15 protein-coding genes, 1 tRNA gene and 1 pseudogene are annotated in these 18105 nt (G+C 66.3%); 9 read left to right on the top strand and 8 right to left on the bottom strand.

All coding sequences use genetic code 11. The annotated features are described in order from the left end of the window. Positions 1 to 43: 43 nt before the first annotated feature. Positions 44 to 415 (top strand): 30S ribosome-binding factor RbfA, encoded by a 372-nt coding sequence (gene rbfA, locus GO999_RS09975; RefSeq protein ID WP_011001239.1) that lies wholly within the window; start codon positions 44 to 46, stop codon positions 413 to 415. A gap of 2 nt (positions 416 to 417) precedes the next feature. After that, a complete protein-coding gene (gene truB, locus GO999_RS09970; RefSeq protein WP_211906194.1) occupies positions 418 to 1362 on the top strand; it encodes a tRNA pseudouridine(55) synthase TruB in 945 nt (314 codons plus the stop codon). A gap of 79 nt (positions 1363 to 1441) precedes the next feature. On the opposite strand, the gene GO999_RS09965 is transcribed toward truB, so the two are convergent. The 4 genes from GO999_RS09965 to GO999_RS09950 are packed head-to-tail and all read right to left on the bottom strand — an operon-like array spanning position 1442 to position 6423. Continuing rightward, positions 1442 to 2998 carry a DHA2 family efflux MFS transporter permease subunit gene (locus GO999_RS09965; RefSeq protein WP_028860491.1) on the bottom strand — a complete coding sequence of 519 codons (1557 nt, stop codon included), beginning with the start codon at positions 2996 to 2998 and terminating at the stop codon, positions 1442 to 1444. Between the two features lie 3 nt (positions 2999 to 3001). Then, positions 3002 to 4288: an HlyD family secretion protein gene (locus GO999_RS09960; protein WP_211906193.1), complete on the bottom strand. Its 1287-nt coding sequence runs from the start codon at positions 4286 to 4288 to the stop codon at positions 3002 to 3004. Between the two features lie 41 nt (positions 4289 to 4329). Beyond that, positions 4330 to 5859, bottom strand: coding sequence for an AdeC/AdeK/OprM family multidrug efflux complex outer membrane factor (locus GO999_RS09955; protein WP_020831759.1), 1530 nt, complete (start codon positions 5857 to 5859; stop codon positions 4330 to 4332). A 51-nt stretch (positions 5860 to 5910) separates the two neighbouring features. Then, positions 5911 to 6423, bottom strand: a complete 513-nt coding sequence (locus tag GO999_RS09950) for a MarR family winged helix-turn-helix transcriptional regulator (RefSeq protein ID WP_016722089.1) — start codon at positions 6421 to 6423, stop codon at positions 5911 to 5913. A 252-nt stretch (positions 6424 to 6675) separates the two neighbouring features. Here GO999_RS09950 and typA point away from each other — a divergent pair, with 252 nt between their 5' ends. Further along, positions 6676 to 8496, top strand: a complete 1821-nt coding sequence (gene typA / locus GO999_RS09945) for a translational GTPase TypA (RefSeq protein ID WP_011001245.1) — start codon at positions 6676 to 6678, stop codon at positions 8494 to 8496. 96 nt (positions 8497 to 8592) lie between these two features. Here typA and GO999_RS09940 read toward each other — a convergent pair. Beyond that, positions 8593 to 9092 (bottom strand): annotated as a pseudogene (locus GO999_RS09940) (sterol desaturase family protein); the annotation flags it as partial. Positions 9093 to 9248: 156 nt separating this feature from the next. Between GO999_RS09940 and GO999_RS09935 the strand changes: the two are divergent. From GO999_RS09935 to GO999_RS09920, 4 genes are all read left to right on the top strand, one after another. Next, positions 9249 to 10379, top strand: a complete 1131-nt coding sequence (locus GO999_RS09935) for an enoyl-CoA hydratase/isomerase family protein (protein WP_011001247.1) — start codon at positions 9249 to 9251, stop codon at positions 10377 to 10379. A gap of 93 nt (positions 10380 to 10472) precedes the next feature. Next, the gene (gene dusA / locus GO999_RS09930) at positions 10473 to 11456 is read left to right on the top strand and encodes a tRNA dihydrouridine(20/20a) synthase DusA (protein ID WP_019718077.1); all 984 of its coding nucleotides are present in this window, start codon (positions 10473 to 10475) and stop codon (positions 11454 to 11456) included. An 85-nt stretch (positions 11457 to 11541) separates the two neighbouring features. After that, positions 11542 to 11617 (top strand) — tRNA-His (locus GO999_RS09925). Between the two features lie 133 nt (positions 11618 to 11750). Next, on the top strand, positions 11751 to 12989 hold the full coding sequence (locus GO999_RS09920; RefSeq protein WP_011001249.1) for an O-antigen polymerase: 1239 nt from the start codon (positions 11751 to 11753) through the stop codon (positions 12987 to 12989). Positions 12990 to 13257: 268 nt separating this feature from the next. Here the strand turns inward: GO999_RS09920 and GO999_RS09915 are convergent, their stop codons facing one another. Beyond that, positions 13258 to 13647 (bottom strand): nuclear transport factor 2 family protein, encoded by a 390-nt coding sequence (locus GO999_RS09915; RefSeq protein WP_011001250.1) that lies wholly within the window; start codon positions 13645 to 13647, stop codon positions 13258 to 13260. Positions 13648 to 13769: 122 nt separating this feature from the next. Between GO999_RS09915 and GO999_RS09910 the strand changes: the two genes are divergently transcribed. Next, complete coding sequence (locus tag GO999_RS09910) at positions 13770 to 15497, top strand: dipeptidase (RefSeq protein ID WP_211906192.1); 1728 nt, start codon at positions 13770 to 13772, stop codon at positions 15495 to 15497. 570 nt (positions 15498 to 16067) lie between these two features. Here GO999_RS09910 and GO999_RS24695 read toward each other — a convergent pair. Further along, the gene (locus GO999_RS24695; protein ID WP_011001252.1) at positions 16068 to 16256 is read right to left on the bottom strand and encodes a hypothetical protein; all 189 of its coding nucleotides are present in this window, start codon (positions 16254 to 16256) and stop codon (positions 16068 to 16070) included. A 115-nt stretch (positions 16257 to 16371) separates the two neighbouring features. Further along, positions 16372 to 17022: a transcriptional repressor LexA gene (gene lexA / locus GO999_RS09900; RefSeq protein ID WP_016722084.1), complete on the bottom strand. Its 651-nt coding sequence runs from the start codon at positions 17020 to 17022 to the stop codon at positions 16372 to 16374. A 247-nt stretch (positions 17023 to 17269) separates the two neighbouring features. Between lexA and GO999_RS09895 the strand changes: the two genes are divergently transcribed. Next, entirely contained in the window at positions 17270 to 18046 is a 777-nt protein-coding gene (locus GO999_RS09895) for a ferredoxin--NADP reductase (RefSeq protein ID WP_011001254.1), read from the top strand. Positions 18047 to 18105: the final 59 nt, after the last annotated feature.

Here is an 18105-nt window from a genome sequence, read left to right as displayed (position 1 = left end):
GCGCAGGCTGCCGCCGGGCGTCCACCGTGTCGAGGAACACACTATGCCGAAGAAATCGGGATCGGCCTCGGGCCGCAACCTGCGCATCGCCGACCAGATCCAGCGCGATCTGGCCGAGCTGATCCAGCGCGAAATCAAGAACCCGGCGATGGGCCTGGTGACGCTGCAATCGGTGTCGCTCACGCCGGACTACGCGCACGCAAAGATCTATTTCACCGTGCTGGGCGCCGAACCGGATGCCGCCGCCGCCATCCTGAACGAGAAGGCCGGCTATCTGCACTCGCTGCTGTTCAAGCGCCTGCACATCCATACCGTGCCCACGCTGCATTTCCACTACGACGGTTCGGTCGAGCGCGGCATCGAGATGTCGCGGCTGATCGATCAGGCCAACGCCTCGCGCGCCAAAGACGACTGACGATGACCGAGCAACGCCCGCCCCAACAGGCGAAACAGCCGCGCCGCGACGTGCACGGCGTGCTGCTGCTGGACAAGCCGATCGGCTGGTCGAGCAACGATGCGCTGATCCGCGCCAAGCGCCTGCTGTGGGCCAAGAAGGCCGGGCATACCGGGACGCTCGATCCGCTGGCGACCGGCCTGCTGCCGTTGTGCTTCGGCGAGGCGACCAAGTTCTCGCAAGACCTGCTCGAGGCCGACAAGACGTACGAGGCCGTGGTGCGCCTGGGCATCCGGACCAGCACGGCGGATGCCGAGGGCGAGGTGCTGAGCGAGCGGCCCGTGGCGGTGACGCCCGAGCAGTTGCGCACCGCCATCGGCCGCTTCGTCGGCGAGATCGACCAGGTGCCGCCGATGCATTCGGCGCTGAAGAAGGACGGCAAGCCGCTGTACGAATATGCGCGCGCCGGCCAGACGGTCGAGCGCGCGGCGCGCCGGGTGACCATCCGCGCCATCGACGTATTGGCCACCGATCTCGATGCCGCCGCGCCGACGGTGACCTTGCGCGTGTGCTGCAGCAAGGGCACCTACATCCGCACGCTCGGCGAGGATCTCGGCGAGGGGCTGGGCTGTGGCGCCCACCTCGTCGCGTTGCGCCGCACGCAGGTCGGCAGCCTCACGCTGGACGGCGCAGTGACGCTGGAAGCGCTGGAGGCGGCGTCCGAGGACCAGCGTGCCGCGCTGCTGGCGCCGGTCGATGCGTTGCTGCAGACCTTGCCGCGCGTCGAGCTCGGCGCCGAGGACAGCCGCCGCTTCCTGCACGGGCAGCGCTTGCCGCTGCAGCTGTCGCTGCCCAGTGCGGAGCAGGTGCGGGTCTATGGCGCGCGTGGCGAGGCCGGTGCCTCGCTGCTGGGCGTGGCGGCGTGGCAGGGCGGCGTGCTGCGGCCTGAACGCCTCGTGCATCTCTGAGCAACGCGGTGCCGGAATCAAAAAAGCGCCACGCGGCAATGTGTGGCGCTTTTTTCTTGGGCCGGGATGCGCGGCCGTGTCAGTGCGCGCCCGCCGCCGCTTCCGCGCCGCCCGCCGACTTCGCGGGTCGCGTCAGCCAGATCAGGGCGATCAGCACGATGAACAGCACCGCCGAAATCCAGAAGATGTCATTGGCGCCCATCATTGCGGCCTGCTGCGAGATGATCCGCTCGATCGCGCCGTTGGCCTGCAGGCTGGGCATGCCCATCTGCGTGTAGTCGCCGAGCGACGAGGCGTAGGCCGGGTTGTACGGGTTGGCGCGCTCGACCAGTTGCGCGTGATGCAGGGCGGAGCGGTTGTCCCACACCGTGGTCGAGATCGACGCGCCGATGCCGCCGAACATGATCCGCACGAAGTTCGACAGGCCCGATGCGGCCGGAATCCGCTCGGGCCGCAGGCCCGACAGGATGATCGACGTGAGCGGGATGAAGAACATCGCCATGGCCGCGCCCTGGATCAGCGTCGGCACCATCAGCGTCCAGGTGTCGACCTGGATCGTGAAGCGCGAGCGCATCCAGAACACCAGCGCGAAGGTGATGAAGGCCGTGGTCGCGACCCAACGCGCGTCCATCTTCGGCAGGTTCTTGCCGATCACCGGCGAGAGCAGGATGGCGAAGATGCCCACCGGCGCCATCACCAGCCCGGCATCGGTGGCCGTGTAGCCGACGATGGTCTGCAGCCACAGCGGCAGGATGACGAGGTTGCCGAAGAACAGCCCGTACGCTACCGAGATGGCGACCACGCCGGCGCTGAAGTTGCGGCCCTTGAACAGCGTCAGGTCCACCACCGGGTGGTCTTCGGTCAGCTCCCACACGAGGAAGAAGGCGAAGCCCACCACGGCCACCACGGTCAGCGTGACGATCTCGGCCGAGTTGAACCAGTCGAGCTCCTTGCCGCGATCGAGCATCAGCTGCAGCGAGCCGACCCAGATCACCAGCAGCGCCAGGCCGATGCGGTCGATCGGCAGCGCGCGCGTGGGCGATTCGCGGTCCTTATAGATGACCCAGGTCGCATAGGCGGCCAGGATGCCGACCGGGATGTTGATATAGAAGATCCACGGCCAGGTCATGTTGTCCGAGATCCAGCCGCCGAAGATCGGCCCCATGATCGGCGCGACCAGCGTGGTCATGCCCCATAGCGCCAGCGCCATCGAGCTCTTGGCCGGCGGATACGTGGACAGCAGCAGCGATTGCGACAGCGGGATCATCGGGCCGGCCACCGCGCCCTGGAGGATCCGCGCGGCGATCAGCGTGCCCATGTTGGGCGCCAGCCCGCACGCCCACGACGACAGCACGAACAGGAGGATCGACGTGACAAACAGGCGCACCTGCCCGAAGCGCTGCGTCAGCCACCCGGTGAGCGGCACCGAGATGGCGTTGGCCACGGCGAACGAGGTGATGACCCACGTGCCCTGGTTCGGCGCGACGCCGAGGTCGCCCGAGATGGCCGGGATCGACACGTTGGCGATGGACGAATCCAGCACGTTCATGAAGGTGGCCAGCGACAGCGCCACCGTACCGATCGCCAGCTTGGCGCCGGTCAGGGGCTGGAGCGGCCGGGGCGTGGCGGTTGTCATGGGTCAGACCTTGGGGGCGGGTTGTGCCGCGCGCGACGACGAAGCGGGGGCGATCGCACCGGCGCCGGCCGGTGCGCTGGCGGCCCCGCGGCCGGCGTTGGTGGCGATGATGCTGGCGATGACCTGATCGGCTTCCTGGCCGGCCTGGTCGTACACCGAGGTTTGCAGCGGCGGGGTGGCCGGCGTCGAGGCCAGGCTCTGGCCGCCCTCATCGTGGATGTCGACGCGGGCTTCCATCGAGAGGCCCACGCGCAGCGGATGGTCCTTGAGTTCCTTCGGATCGAGCGAGACGCGCACCGGCAGGCGCTGCACCACCTTGATCCAGTTGCCGGTGGCGTTCTGCGCCGGCAGCAGCGAGAACGCCGAACCGGTGCCGGCCGAGAAGCCGACCACCTTGCCATGGTAGGTCACACTGCTGCCGTAGACGTCGGCCACCAGTTCGACCGGCTGGCCGACCCGCATGTGGCGCACCTGCACTTCCTTGAAGTTGGCGTCGACCCACAGCTGGTCGAGCGGCACGATCGCCATCAGCGGCGTGCCCGGGGCCACGCGCTGGCCGACCTGCACCGAACGCTTGGCGACATAGCCCGTGACCGAGGCGGGCAGGCTGGTCCGCGCATAGGCAAGGTAGGCCTCGCGTACCTTGGCGGCGGCCTGCAGGACGTTCGGGTGGCGCTCCAGCGTGGTCTGCTCGGTCAGCACGCGATTGGCCTGCAGTTGCTCCCGGGCGGTCTCGACGGCGGCCTCGGCGGCCTGCAGCGAGGTCTGCGCGTGGGCGATCTCTTCCTGCGATACCGCGCCCGTGCCGGCGATCTGCTTGCGGCGGGCCAGGTCTTCCTTGGCCTTGGCGAGGTCGGATTCGCGCATGGCGAGCGTCGAGGTGTAGGCGCCGGTGTTCGAATACAGCGTGCGCACCTGACGCACCGCCTGCGCCAGCGCGGCCTCGGCCTGTTCCAGGGCGACGCGGGCATCGGCGCGATCCAGCTCGATCAGCGGCTGGCCCGCGGTGACGAGCTGCGTGTCGTCGGCGCGGATGGCGACCACGGTGCCCGCGACCTGCGGCGTCACCTGCACCACGTTGCCCTGCACGTACGCATCGTCGGTCGACTCGAACCAGCGGCCATACAGGCCCCAGTACAGACCGTAGCCGATGCCGGCCACCACCAGGGCAGCGGCCAGGGTGGTCAGCATGCGCTTGCGCTTGCCGTTGCCGCTGCCGTTCGGGATGGCCGCGGGGGCTGCCGGCGCGGGGGCAGCGGAGGGGGCGGCTTGGGGCGTGTTGTCACTCATGATGTGGGCTCGAAAGAAGGCGTTGGAACGCTCGGTTCGGTTCAGCTGTGCGACGGCGCGATCTGGGCGGCGTCGCCGGTCGTGCGGGTGTCGGGCGTGGCGCCGGGCAGGGCTTCGGCGGTGTAGCCGCCGCCGAGCGCCTTGATCAGGGCCATCTGGGCATCCAGGCGGCGCGCCTGCAGCAGGGCGGCCAGCCTGCGCTGCTGCAGCACGGTGCTCTCGGCATTCAGGACTGTCAGCTGGGTGCCGAGGCCGGCGCCGTAACGTGTGCGGGCCAGGCTGTAGGCGCGCTCGGCTTCGGCCAGCGCGGTCCGCTGGATGTCGATCTGGGTGTCGATGCTGTGCAGCGAGGTGATCTGGTCGGCGGTGTCGTGCAGGGCTTCGGTCAGCGTCTGGTTGTAGCTGGCCACGGCGGCGTCGTAGCCGGCGTACTTGCCACGCAGGTTGGCGCGCAGCTTGCCGCCCTCGAAGATCGGCAGGCGCAGCGCCGGGCCGATGCCCAGCTGGCGCGCGTTGCCCAGCAGCAGGTTCTCGGGCGCGATGGAGGCCAGGCCCAGGAACGCGGTCAGGCTGATGTCGGGCAGGAACTGGGCCTTGGCCACGTTGATGTCCTTGGCGGTGGCCTCGACGCGCCAGCGCGCGGCCACCAGGTCCGGGCGGCGGCCGATCAGGTCGATGCTCAGGTGGTCCGGCAGCTTGGGCGTGGGCTGTGCCAGCAGGGTCGGCCGGGCGATGGCGAGGCCGCGGTCCGGACCCTTGCCCAGCAGCGCGGCGAGCTGGTTGCGGGCCAGGGCGATCTGCTCGTCCACCTGCTCCAGTTCGGTCTGCGCGGCGGCGATGTTGGCGCGCGCCTGCGTGGTCTCGACCTGCGTATCCAGCCCGGCGCGCAGGCGCTGGCCCGACAGCGACACCAGCTCGCGGCGCTGCGCGATGGTCCGCTCGGCCACGTCGCGCTGGGCGTAGAGCGCGGCCAGCTTGACATAGGTGCGTGCCACCGAGGTCGACAGCATCAGCCGGGAGGCCTGGCTCTCGGCCTCCATGGCCTTGTCGTCCGACAGCGCGGATTCCAGCGCGGCGCGGTTCTTGCCCCAGAAGTCGAGGTCGTAGCTCACGCCGAGCTGGATCTTCGACTCGGTGACCCAGTTGCCGCCCAGCGGCGTGCCTTCGAACAGGTCATACGAAGAGAAGCGCTGGCGCGTCATCTCCGCATCCAGTCCGACGCTCGGATACAGGTCGCCGCGCGCCGCGTCGGCCATGGCGCGGGAGGCCCGCACGCGGGCGAAGGCGACCTGCAGGTTCGGGCTGTCGTGGATGGCCTCGTCGACGAGCGCTCGCAGTTGCGGGTCGTTGAATTGGTCCACCCAGTTCTGCGACGGCCACTGGCCGCCCTGCGACGGCAGCGTCCTGTCGCTGGCCAGTTGCCCGGGCGCGGTGAGCGTCTGCGTGCTGTGCGCGTTGCCGAAGTCGGCGCAGCCGGCCAGCGCGGCCAGGGCGATGGCGCTCAGCGCCACGGCCAGGCGCGCCGGCCAGTGCGCGGCGCGTGCCCGCGGGGTGGATGTGGGGGCGTTCATGTTGGTATGCGGAGCCATGTCGGGTAGCGGAAAGTCGGGGGCAACGCGATGTCAGGCACCGGAGGGGCGCATCCGCGCGCCGTCGGTGCCGTTGTCGAGCGCGCGCCGCAGGAGGCCGCGCAGGGTCTTCACCTCGGCCTGCGTGAAGCCGGCAAAGAAGCGGTTGAGCACCTGCGTATAGATGGCCGGCATGCGCTCGGCCAGCGTGCGGCCGGCGTCGGTCAGCGCCAGGTGGACGACGCGCCGGTCGGATTCGCTGCGCATGCGCTCGATCAGGCCGCGCTTCTCCATGCGGCTCAGCATGCGGGTGAGCGAGCCGATGTCGGTGTTCAGTTCCCGGCCGAGGTCCGTGGCGGTCTGGCAGCGGCCGTTGGCGAGCAGCATCAGGCAACTGGCCTGGGAGTGCGTCACGTCCATCAGCGTGACTTCCTGTTCGATCGCCATGGACAGCGCCGTCTTGGCGCGCCCGAGGAGGTAGCCCACGCTTTCGCACATGCGGTAGTCCTCCACCCGGAACAGGGCGCCGGGAGCGGTTTCGGTGGCGGGTCTTGATTGTCCGGACATCTTATGTATGCGCAATCATTGTCCGGACAAATATACGAACCAGCGCACTAAAGGGCAAGGTACTGAATAGGTGATTGCGGATACAGAAATAATTGGCGATTCATGGATCACCATTTGAGAATCGTTCTCGGCTTTCGTGTTGACATGTCATCTGTTGCGCATTGCAGCATGCTAGAATATTGGGTTATTCCGCGAGCCGCCTTTTCGCCCCCCATTTTTGGCTCGTGTCACGTCGTTTCCGAGTTCATATCCATGCGCGCGCTTCGCAACATCGCCATCATTGCCCACGTTGACCACGGCAAGACCACGCTGGTCGACCAGCTCCTCCGCCAAGCCGGCACGTTCCGCGAGAACGAGCAGATCGCCGAGCGCGTGATGGACTCGAACGACATCGAAAAAGAGCGCGGCATCACGATCCTGGCCAAGAACTGCGCGGTCGAGTACAACGGCACGCACATCAACATCGTCGACACCCCGGGCCACGCCGACTTCGGCGGCGAAGTGGAGCGCGTGCTGTCGATGGTCGACGGCGTGCTGCTGCTGGTGGACGCGGTGGAAGGTCCGATGCCGCAGACGCGCTTCGTGACGCGCAAGGCACTGGCGCTGGGCCTGAAGCCCATCGTCGTGATCAACAAGGTGGACCGTCCGGGCGCCCGTCCGGAGTGGGTGATCAACCAGACCTTCGACCTGTTCGACAAGCTGGGCGCCAATGATGATCAGCTCGATTTCCCGGTGGTGTACGCCTCGGGCCTGAACGGCTATGCCGGCCTGACCGACGACGTGCGCAGCGGCGACATGAAGCCGCTGTTCGAGACCATCCTCGACAAGGTGCCGCAGCGTAACGACGACCCGAACGGCTCGTTCCAGCTGCAGATCATCTCGCTCGATTACTCGAGCTACGTCGGCAAGATCGGCGTGGGCCGCATCACGCGCGGCCGCGTGCGTCCGCTGCAAGACGTGGTGGTCAAGTTCGGCCCGGAAGGTGCCCCGATCAAGGGCCGCGTCAACCAGGTGCTGAAGTTCCGTGGCCTGGAGCGCGAGCTGGTGCAGGAAGCGGAAGCCGGCGACATCGTGCTGATCAACGGCATTGATGAGCTGGGCATCGGCTGCACCGTGTGCGCGCCGGACGCGCAAGACGCCCTGCCGATGCTGAAGGTGGACGAGCCGACGCTGACCATGAACTTCTGCGTCAACACCTCGCCGCTGGCGGGCCGCGAAGGCAAGTTCGTCACCAGCCGCCAGTTGCGCGACCGCCTGGACCGCGAGCTGAAGTCCAACGTGGCGCTGCGCGTGAAGGACACCGGCGACGACACGATCTTCGAAGTGTCGGGCCGTGGCGAACTGCACCTGACCATCCTGGTGGAAAACATGCGCCGCGAGGGCTACGAGCTGGCCGTGTCGCGTCCGCGCGTGGTGTTCAAGGAAATCGACGGCGTGAAGCACGAGCCGTTCGAGCGCCTGACCGTGGACGTGGAAGACGGCCACCAGGGCGGCGTGATGGAAGAGCTCGGCCGCCGCAAGGGCGAGCTGCTCGACATGGCGTCGGACGGCAAGGGCCGGACCCGCCTGGAATACCGCATTCCGGCGCGCGGCCTGATTGGCTTCCAGGGTGAGTTCCTGACGCTGACGCGCGGCACCGGCCTGATCAGCCACATCTTCGACGACTACTCGCCGGTCAAGGAAGGCGACCTGGGTGAGCGCCACAACGGTGTGCTGATCTCGCAGGACGACGGCGCTGCCGTGGCCTACGCGCTGTGGAAGCTGCAGGATCGCGGCCGCATGTTCGTGTCGCCCGGCGATGCGCTGTACGAAGGCATGATCATCGGCATCCACAGCCGTGACAATGACCTCGTCGTCAACCCGATCAAGGGCAAGCAGCTGACCAACGTGCGTGCTTCGGGCACCGATGAGGCCGTGCGCCTGGTGCCGCCGATCCAGATGTCGCTGGAATACGCGGTGGAATTCATCGCCGACGACGAACTGGTCGAGGTCACGCCCAAGAGCATCCGTCTGCGCAAGCGTCACCTGAAGGAACACGAGCGCAAGCGCGCCTCGCGTGAAGAAGCGGTCTGATCGCGCGCCGATCTGCCGATAAAAACGCCCCGATCCGTCGGGGCGTTTTTTTCTTGCCTGCTCTCAGGGTGGGGATTCGAACCCGGGCGCCACCGCAATCACCCAGTCCGGCGTGAAGCCGATCCATGCCAGCGGAAGCCAGAACAGCCACATCCCCGAGATGGGGTAGGTCAGGCTCTGGCGGAACTCGGTCGAGAAGTGCATCCCTTCCGACGCGTGATGCGTCACGTGCGACGCCCACATCCAGCGCACGCGATGGCGGCGCGATGGAAACCGCAATAGAGACCATCCTGCAGCAGCAGGAGCAGGGCGAACGACCACCCCGTCTAGGGCATCGCGCGCAGGCCGTGCGCATACACCCACGCATACGCGGTCTTGATCATCAGCCACAGGAAGAAGGCATCGGATGCCTGGTGCATCCGTGCGAGGCAGGCGTTTGAAACGGTGTCCTTGCGGCGGTAGACGGTGGGGTCGCGGTGCCGCCGCCAGTACCACGCTTCTGCGGCGATGGTCAGCAGGAACACCGGCGCGAAGGCCAGCAAGATCAGCCCCGGGTCGAAATGGGGCGCGCCGGCGGCGCCGTTGGCGGTGGGCATCGGGATGGTTGTGATGATGGCGCGTCTCCAGCCGGCAGCTATACGCCCAACGCGTGCGTCCGCAAAGAGGGCCGGCTAGAGCCCTTCCTCGCAAACCTGCCGGCTCGTGTACAGTGCGAGCCGTCATTCCCGTAACGACAGGCACAGACGCGAGACATGGAATCCACCGCATCGACCGCTTCCTCGACTGTTTCCGCCGCCACGCAGACCGACACCCAGGCCCACGTGATCGCCGAGGTGCACGGCGGCATCGGCTGGCTGACGCTGAACCGGCCGCAGGCGCTCAATGCGCTGTCGCTGGAGATGATTCGCGCGCTGTCGCATGCGCTGATGGCGTGGCAGCACGATCCGGCGGTGCGCGCCGTGATCCTGCGCGGCGAGGGCGGCAAGGCGCTGTGCGCCGGGGGCGACATCCGTTTTTTCCACCGCGCCGCCACCGCGCGCGATCCGCAACTGATCACCTTCTTCGCCGAGGAATACCGCCTCAACCACCTGATCTTCCGCTACGCCAAGCCCTATATCGCGCTGATGGACGGCGTGGTGATGGGCGGCGGCATGGGCATCTCGCAGGGCGCTTCGCTGCGCGTGGTGACCGGGCGCACGCGCATGGCCATGCCTGAGACCAACATCGGCCTGTTTCCCGATGTCGGGGGTGGCTGGTTCCTGGCGCGCCTGCCGGGGCACGTGGGCGAATACCTGGGGGTGACCGGGCAGGTGATCGACGCGGCGGACGCGTTGTCGGTCGGCCTGGCCGATTGCCATGTGCCGGCGGACACTCTGGCCGCCGTGGTCCGCCGCCTGCGCGACGGCACCTGGCAGCGCGCCGAGCAGATCGCCGCCTGCTTCGCCGAGGCCGCGACCGATCCCGACGCGACCCGGGCCGTGATCGCGCCGCACCGTGCCGCCATCGACGCGTGCTTTAGCCAGGCCACGGTGCCCGCCATCCTCGCCGACCTGGCCGGCAGCCCCGATGCCGGCTGGGCTGCGCAGACCGGGCAGCAGATGGCCCGGCGCTCACCGCTGATGATGGCGGTCACGCTCGAGCAGATCCGCCGCGGCCGCCACACCACGCTCGCCGACGAACTGCGCCGCGAACTGGACATGATGGCGCGCGTGTTCGACGCTGGCGACGGCATCGAAGGCATCCGCGCGCTGGCCGTCGACAAGGACCATGCGCCCCGGTGGCAGCACGCCAGCGTCGACGCCGTGCGCGAAGACGAGGTGGCCGCGTTCTTCGCATCGCCGTGGCGGCGCGAGCAGCATCCGCTGCTGGGGCTGTCGGACTAGAACCGGTAAACTTGCGCGCCTGAACCGAATTACCGAATTGCCGTGTCTGCTGAACGCTCTACGCCGAATCCGCGTCGCCTGTCCGTTGCCCCGATGATGGACTGGACCGATCGCCACTGTCGCTACTTCCATCGCCAGATCTCCCGCCACACCTGGCTCTACACGGAAATGGTGACCACCGGCGCGCTCCTGCACGGCGACGTGCCGCGCCATCTCGACTTCGACGAGGCGGAGCACCCGGTTGCGCTGCAGCTCGGCGGCAGCGAACCCGACGACCTGGCGCAGTCCGCCCGCTTGGGGGAGCGCTGGGGCTATCGCGAGATCAACCTGAACTGCGGCTGTCCGTCCGAGCGCGTGCAGCGCGGTGCGTTCGGCGCGTGCCTGATGGCCGAGCCGAAGCTGGTGGCCGATGGCGTCAAGGCGATGCGCGATGCGGTGTCGATCCCGGTCACGGTCAAGCACCGTATCGGCATCGACGCGATCGAGACCTACGACTTCGTGCGCGATTTCGTCGGCGCCATCGCCGAGGCCGGTTGCGAGACCTTCATCGTGCACGCCCGCAACGCCATCCTGAAGGGGTTGAGCCCGAAGGAGAACCGCGAGATCCCGCCTCTGCGCTACGAGGTGGTCTACCAGCTCAAGCGTGATTTCCCGCGGCTGGAGATCCTGCTGAACGGCGGCGTGCAGACGCTGGAGCAGATCGACACGCATCTTGCCCACGTCGACGGCGTGATGATCGGCCGCGAGGCCTATCACCACCCGCACCTGATGGCGGGCTTCGATGCGCGCTACTACGGTGCCGACGCGGTCGCGCCCACGCGCGCCGAGGTCGAAGACGCAATGATCGATTACATCGGCCGCTGGGTGGCGCGGGGCGGATATGCCGGCGCGGCGGTGCGCCACATGCTGGGGCTGTATCGCGGCGTGGCCGGCGCCCGGGGCTGGCGGCGCGTGCTGTCGGACGCCAAGGCGCTTGGCCGCGTCAAGACGCCGGACGACGCGCGAGCCCTGTTCGAGACGGCGCGCGCGCACCTGCGCCGCGGCGCGGAGGCGGATGAAGAGGCGGTCGCCCCATAAATATTGCGCAGCCCTCTAGTCACGTCAGAAGAATGTTTGTATAATTTTGTTTTTCGCCGAGCAGCGGTTCGCTGCTCGAACGACGGTGGCTGTAGCTCAGTTGGTAGAGTCCCAGATTGTGATTCTGGTCGTCGTGGGTTCGAGTCCCATCAGCCACCCCAAGGTTTCTTAAAAAAACAGCGCCTGCGACAGGCGCTGTTTTCGTTTCTGGGCCCCTCAACTATCCGGTCAACGGGGCCAACGCTACGTTCCTGGTTGGCCCTCCTGTATCATGGCCGCCTCGTAGGAGCAGCCATGGTCAACCCTTTCATCGTCTACATCCTTGCCTTCGGCGGTACGCTGCTGGCCTACGGCTTCGACTGGTCGACCCTCTATCCCCGGCTGTCCGGCGACGTGGTGTCGTTCTTCATCTGGACGTTCCTGGCCGCGCTTCCGCTGGCTGCGGTGGTGTGGCCGCGTCTTGCATGCGTGCGTCGCCGGAAATCCGCTCTTCCCGGTTGGATGACCAAAGCGATGGTGGTCGGCATGATTGCCGACATCGCATATGCAGGCGGCATTCCGCTTTTCATGGTCGCGGCCGGCAGTGACTTCGATTACAGCCAGTTCGGCATCCCGACCTTCCATGTGATTCTGGTGACGTTCTCGTCGGCCTATGCCGCCGTCAGGTTTTCCGATTTCCTGATCAGTCGGCGCACGCGGTACCTGGTTGATGCGTTGATTCCGCTGGCATTCTCGGTCCTCACCTTCACGCGCGGAACGGCCATGATGTCGCTGATCGCTTTCGGCTTCATCTGGCTGTCGCACCATGGCATGCCTCGTTTGCGCTCAATGATCGTGGGCGTCGTCTTGGGGATCGGCGCGCTGTATGCCTTTGGCGTGCTTGGGGATATCCGCTCGCCAGGCGCGATTGAGGAAGTGGGGCAGCCGTCCAGCGCGTTCAAAAAGTCGATTGTGCCAACGCCCTATTTGTGGACGTACATTTACGTCACGTCGCCGCTGGCAAACCTGCAGAACACGGTGGATGCCGGTGAGCGCCCCAATGGGAGCGCCGTGCAATTCGCGGCCGCCGAGCTGGTGCCCGACTTCATCGGCAAGCGGATCCTGGAAGCGATGGACGTTCCGCGCGAGGATGTGGCCCGGGTCGCGCCGACGCTGAATGCAGCCAGCATCTACGCGCGGGCGTTCTCGTACATGGGTTGGGTTGGGGCCGCCATCATGTTCTTCGCGCTGGCGGGCGTTGTCGGAGTGTTCACCTGGCTTCTGGGCGGTTCATCCTATGCCGTGCCGGCGATTGCCACGCTGAATACGCTGGTGCTGCTTTGCATCTTCGAAAACATGCTGAGTTTTACCGGCATGGTGATGCAGCTGTTCTGGCTGCTGGTATTCGCTCAGTTCTTTCCGCGCTCACGGGTAGGGGAAGCTGGACAGGATCGCCATGACGATGCCGGCGAGCAGGGCCACTCCGCTCGCCAGCAGCATGGCGCAGACCAGCAGGGTTCCGGCGTCACGGGCGATTTGCGCGGCTCGCTGTAGGTGGGGCTGTGCATCCATGCGGATCGGTCCGTTTGGGTCAGGGAATGGCGGATTTTCCATAGAGCCGCCTTCCCATGAGGTTTGGGGATGACACGTATATTCGACCAGAATATTTCCATCATCCACCCGCGGTACCTTCTAGAGAGGCGTGCCTGGCGGTTCAGATGGAGATTCCGGTCGTCGTGGGGTCGAGTCCCATCAGCCATCCCAGGATTCCGTCAACACAGTCCGCATCAGCGGGCTTTTTGCTTTTTCCGGTCGCATTTCGCTACACAGCTACCACCGTTCCCTGGTGGTAGACGATCTTCCAGCCTTCGGCGGTGCGCCGCCAGATCGTTGCGCGCCGCGTTGTCCGGGTCGATTGGACCAGCGTATAGGTCAGCAGATAGTTGTCGGGTGCGATGGCCTGGCAGCGCAGGTCGCTCGTTTGCCAGAATGCGTCGCCGATATGGCCGTGCCGGGCATCGAGCACGCCGAGCACGTAGCTGCGGCTGTAGCGTTGGCCCGATGCGCCGACTTCCCAGAAATCGTCTTCGGTCATCCGCTCGAAATCCTCGCGGCGGGTGCCGTGTTCCGGGCGGTGGAAGATGGGTTCCAGCCGCCGCAGTTCCTCGAGCACGTCGAGCAGGGCGGGATCGGTATCCAGGTGTGGTTCCATGCGGCGGCCTCCTGCGAAAGTCTCAAGCATAGCCTGCCGTCCCGCATTGCCGCTCCGAGGATGCGCGGGCTGGGCATCCCGCCTATGATGCTGCCTTCGCTCGCTTTCAGGGAACCGTTTCGATGCAACGTACCACCTGCTCCGGTCTGTGCGCCTTGGTGTTGGGGCTGTCGCTGGCCATGGCCGCCGGTGCCGCCACGCTCAAGAAGCCCGAGCTGGATGCGCTGGCCCTGTCAGAGCAGTCGAGCGCCGCATCGTCCGACCTGCCGGATTTTCTAGAGGCCGCTGCCAAGGCCGATCCCGTGGTCGCCGGCAGTGTTGCCGCCTACCGGCGGCAGTCGCCGCTCACCGGCGATGATCTGGTCAACATCGGCCGGCTGCTGGGCCTGTACAACCGCCTGCACAACCAGCAGGCGGCGATCGCCTCGATCGAGAAGATGGTCGCGCTGCCTACGGTGCGCGACGACAGGATTCCGCAGTACGAAAGCCCCGCCATCGTTGCATTCGGCAAGCTGGTTGAAGGCATGGCACGCGATTTCGGCCTGCGCTACCGCAATGTCGATCACCGGGTCTTCGAAATCACGCTGCCCGGCACCGGTCAGGACGAATTCGGCATTCTGACGCACGCCGATGTGGTGCCCGCGCGTGCCGAGGAGTGGGTGCTGGACGACGGTACGCGGCTCGATCCGTTCAAGGTGACGCGTGTTGGCAACCTGCTGTATGGGCGCGGCACCATCGACGACAAGGGGTCGGTTGCCGCCGCGCTGTATGCGATGAAGACCGTTAAGGACAGCGGTGTGCCGCTCGCGCGGACGATCCGGCTCATGATCGACACCACTGAGGAAACCGGTGGCGACGGCATGAAGTACTACCGCGAGCGCACCCGGCTGCCCGCGTACAACATCGTGCTCGACAGCAAGTATCCCGCCGTGGTGGCCGAGAAGGGCCCGGGTGCGCTGAAAGTGGCGTTCCCCGCGTTGCCGGTGGACATGAGCCGTCTCGCTATCGTGGCGATGACGGGCGCCGCTTCGGCCAACGCCGTGCCCCAGACCGCCACCGTAACGCTCAAGGGCGGTGACCTGGGCGCAGCGGCTGCCGCATTGGAGGCGAAGCGCGATGCCTTCGTCCGCGGCCTCGCCGCGCAAGGCGCGTTCTCCATTGATGTCACGCGCAGCGCAGACAGTGTCATCGTCAAGGTGACCGGTGCGTCCGCGCACGGCTCGCGGCCGGAGGAGGGCGTCAACCCGCTGCCGCGCCTGGCGCTGTTCCTGCGCGCGGCCGGCCTCGACCTGGCCGACAACGCTTATGCCCATGCCGTGCGCTACCTGACCGATCTGTACGGGACGGACTACCTTGGCAATCCGATGGGTGTCGCCTACAAGGACGATTTCATGGGGCCGCTGACGATGTCGCCCAATGCGATCGGCGACAGGAACGGCCGCGTCGAAGTGGCCGTCAACGTGCGCATGCCACGCGGCAAGACGCCCGATGCCCTGCGCGGTGAGATTGCCGGCAGGATCAACGCCTGGGCCGGCGCCAGCCGCATCGCTGTGGAGATCAGCCACGATCAGGGCAACTGGATGGCGCGCGACCCGAAGGGCGCATGGCTTGCAACGCTGCTGAACATCTATGGCGAGACCACCGGCCTGGATGCCAGGCCGGTGCCGACGGCTGGCAGCACCGCGGCCAAGCTGATGCCCAATGCCATCAACTTCGGGCCGGCCATGCCGGGTAAGAAGTACACGGCGCACAACGCCAAGGAGTACAAGGAAGTGCCGGATCTCAACCTGGACATGCAGATGTTCACCGAGATGCTGGTCCGTATCGGCAGCCTGCCGGCGATGCAATAAGTGTCGGCCCGGCGCCACGAGGTCATCTGTGCAAGTCGTTCACTGCTGAGCGCGCAGGCACCGGGCAAGCCACACCATAGGTACGTGGGTGGCAGGGGCGGCGCTATTGGTGCGGCTCGACATGACTGTCGGCATGCAGAACCGGGTGGCCGGCAAATGCGGGAGCGCGGCGATGGCGGCTGGCGACGTCTTCGGCTGCGAACGTGCGGCATGCCTGTGGCGCGGTGAGGCGCGCATCTTAGGGGGGCAAACGGCGCCCAGTGTGGTCGGGGCAAAAAAAAGCCCGCAATCCTGCGGGCTTCGAATTCAGCGATCTCAATTGCCCCTGAGGGACAGTGGCAATACTACTGTTCCCCGCGCCAAACAAAATCCGGGTAAACGTTCGGTTTACCGACGGATGATGTCGAATGTGGCTCTGCAACAACATGCGGCTACAAAAAACAGCCCGCACAAGCGGCGGGCCGAAAATCAGTTGAAGAAAGCCCTGTCCTCAGGGCAAGGCCAGTTTATGAAATCGATTGTGGCGACAGCATTGGGGTATGCCCTGATCGCCTGTGCCCGTGCTGGTCTTCAGCAGCCTTCTGCGCTCGCAGCCCGTGGCGCCGCCGGGATCGCATCATCCAGCATGCGGCAGATCGCAGCCATGCTGCCGACCATCGTGCGCCGCTGCTCCCCTTGATAGATGCGCACGCCTTGGGTTTGGCGGAAAGGCACCGGTTTCACCGGATGGCGGCGGGAGGGCATCGATCCGAGTCGCATGGCAGACCTCTTGGTTCGGTGGAGGCGCGGACGGCAACAGTCCGCCGCGGCGAGCCATAGGCTCACCTCCGGGTTGGGCAAAACTGCGAGGGAAGCGGCGCGCTGCGCCGAGTGGTTATGGAGCGGCTGGCCGGATCAGGCCGACCGCCAGTCCTTCCAACTGGAACTCGTCGCGGTCGAGATCGACGTGGATGGGTTCGAAATCAGGGTTCTCGGCAATCAGCTCGACCTGCCGGCCCTTGCGCTGAAAGCGCTTAACCGTGACATCATCGCCCAGCCGCGCAACGACGATCTTGCCGTTGGCGGCCTCGGCGGCGCGCTGTACCGCGAGCAGGTCGCCGTCGAGGATGCCGGCATCGCGCATGCTCATGCCGCGCACTTTCAACAGGAAATCCGGCCGACTGGAAAACAGGGAAGGGTCGACCTGGTATTGCCGGTCGATGTGCTCGGCTGCCAGGATCGGGCTACCCGCCGCAACGCGGCCCACCAGCGGCAGCGTCAGCTGCATCAGCCCCATCGACGGCAGCGAGAACTGGTGCGGCGATGCGCCGCCCTCCGCGCGCAGCCGGATACCGCGCGATGCGCCGGGCGTCAGCTCGATCACGCCCTTGCGGGCGAGTGCCCGCAGGTGCTCCTCGGCCGCATTCGGCGACGAGAAGCCGAACTCCGCGGCGATCTCGGCGCGCGTCGGCGGGAAGCCGGTGCGCTGGATCGTTTGGCGGATCAGGTCGTAGATCTGCTGCTGGCGAGTGGTGAGGGTAGCCATCGGTGCACTGTATATTTGAACAGGTGCTGTGATTTTATACAGTGAGAAGCAGAGCGCAAGTGATTTTATTGTGACTTGTTGTTGAGCGGACGCATCGACCATCCGCCGGCGCCTGACCTGCGTCAAAACCCATGCGGCTGGTTAGAAGCTTATGTGCAATCCATGCAGGCGCGGTAAGAGGGAATCGCATAAAATCAAGGCCTTGACCGCATTTTGCACTGCCGCAAGGCTGTACCCGAACGTCACCATGTCCGCTTTCAATCAAGAGACCGTTCTGAGCGTCCATCACTGGAACGAATCGCTGTTCAGCTTCCGTACCACGCGCGACAAAGCCTTGCGCTTCCATAACGGCCACTTTGTCATGCTGGGCCTGGAAGTCGAGGGCAAGCCGCTGATGCGTGCCTACAGCATCGCCAGCCCCAACTACGAAGAACACCTGGAGTTCTTCAGCATCAAGGTGCAGAACGGCCCGCTGACGTCGCGCCTGCAGCACCTGAAGGTCGGTGACACCGTGCTGGTCAGCCGCAAGCCGGTCGGCACGCTGGTGCTGGACGACCTGCTGCCCGGCAAGAACCTCTACCTGTTCGGCACCGGCACCGGCCTGGCGCCGTTCATGAGCATCATCCAGGATCCCGAAACCTACGAGCGCTTCGAGAAGGTTGTGCTGCTGCACGGCGTGCGCCAGGTCAGCGAACTGGCCTATGCCGATTTCATCACCAGCGAGCTGCCGAACAACGAATTCTTCGGCGACCAGGTTCGCGAGAAGCTGATCTACTACCCGACCGTCACTCGCGAGCCCTTCCGCAACATGGGCCGCCTGACGGATCTGGCCGATAGCGGCAAGCTGTTCGACGACATTGGCCTTGCGCCGCTGGACCCGGCGGTGGATCGCGCCATGATCTGCGGCAGCCCCGCCATGCTGGAAGACACCTGCAAGCTGCTGGATGCGCGCGGCTTCAAGATTTCGTCGCGCATGGGCGAGGCAGGCGACTATGTGATCGAGCGCGCCTTCGTCGAGAAGTAACGCGGGTTTGCTTGCCAACAGGACGCCGGCCCTTGCGCCGGCGTTTTTCATTTGGCGCG

It is taken from the genome of Ralstonia nicotianae (assembly GCF_018243235.1).
Classification (GTDB): Bacteria; Pseudomonadota; Gammaproteobacteria; order Burkholderiales; family Burkholderiaceae; genus Ralstonia; species Ralstonia nicotianae.
The sequence above is the reverse complement of the archived record's forward strand: the minus strand, read 5'-3'. Positions and strand labels throughout refer to the sequence as shown.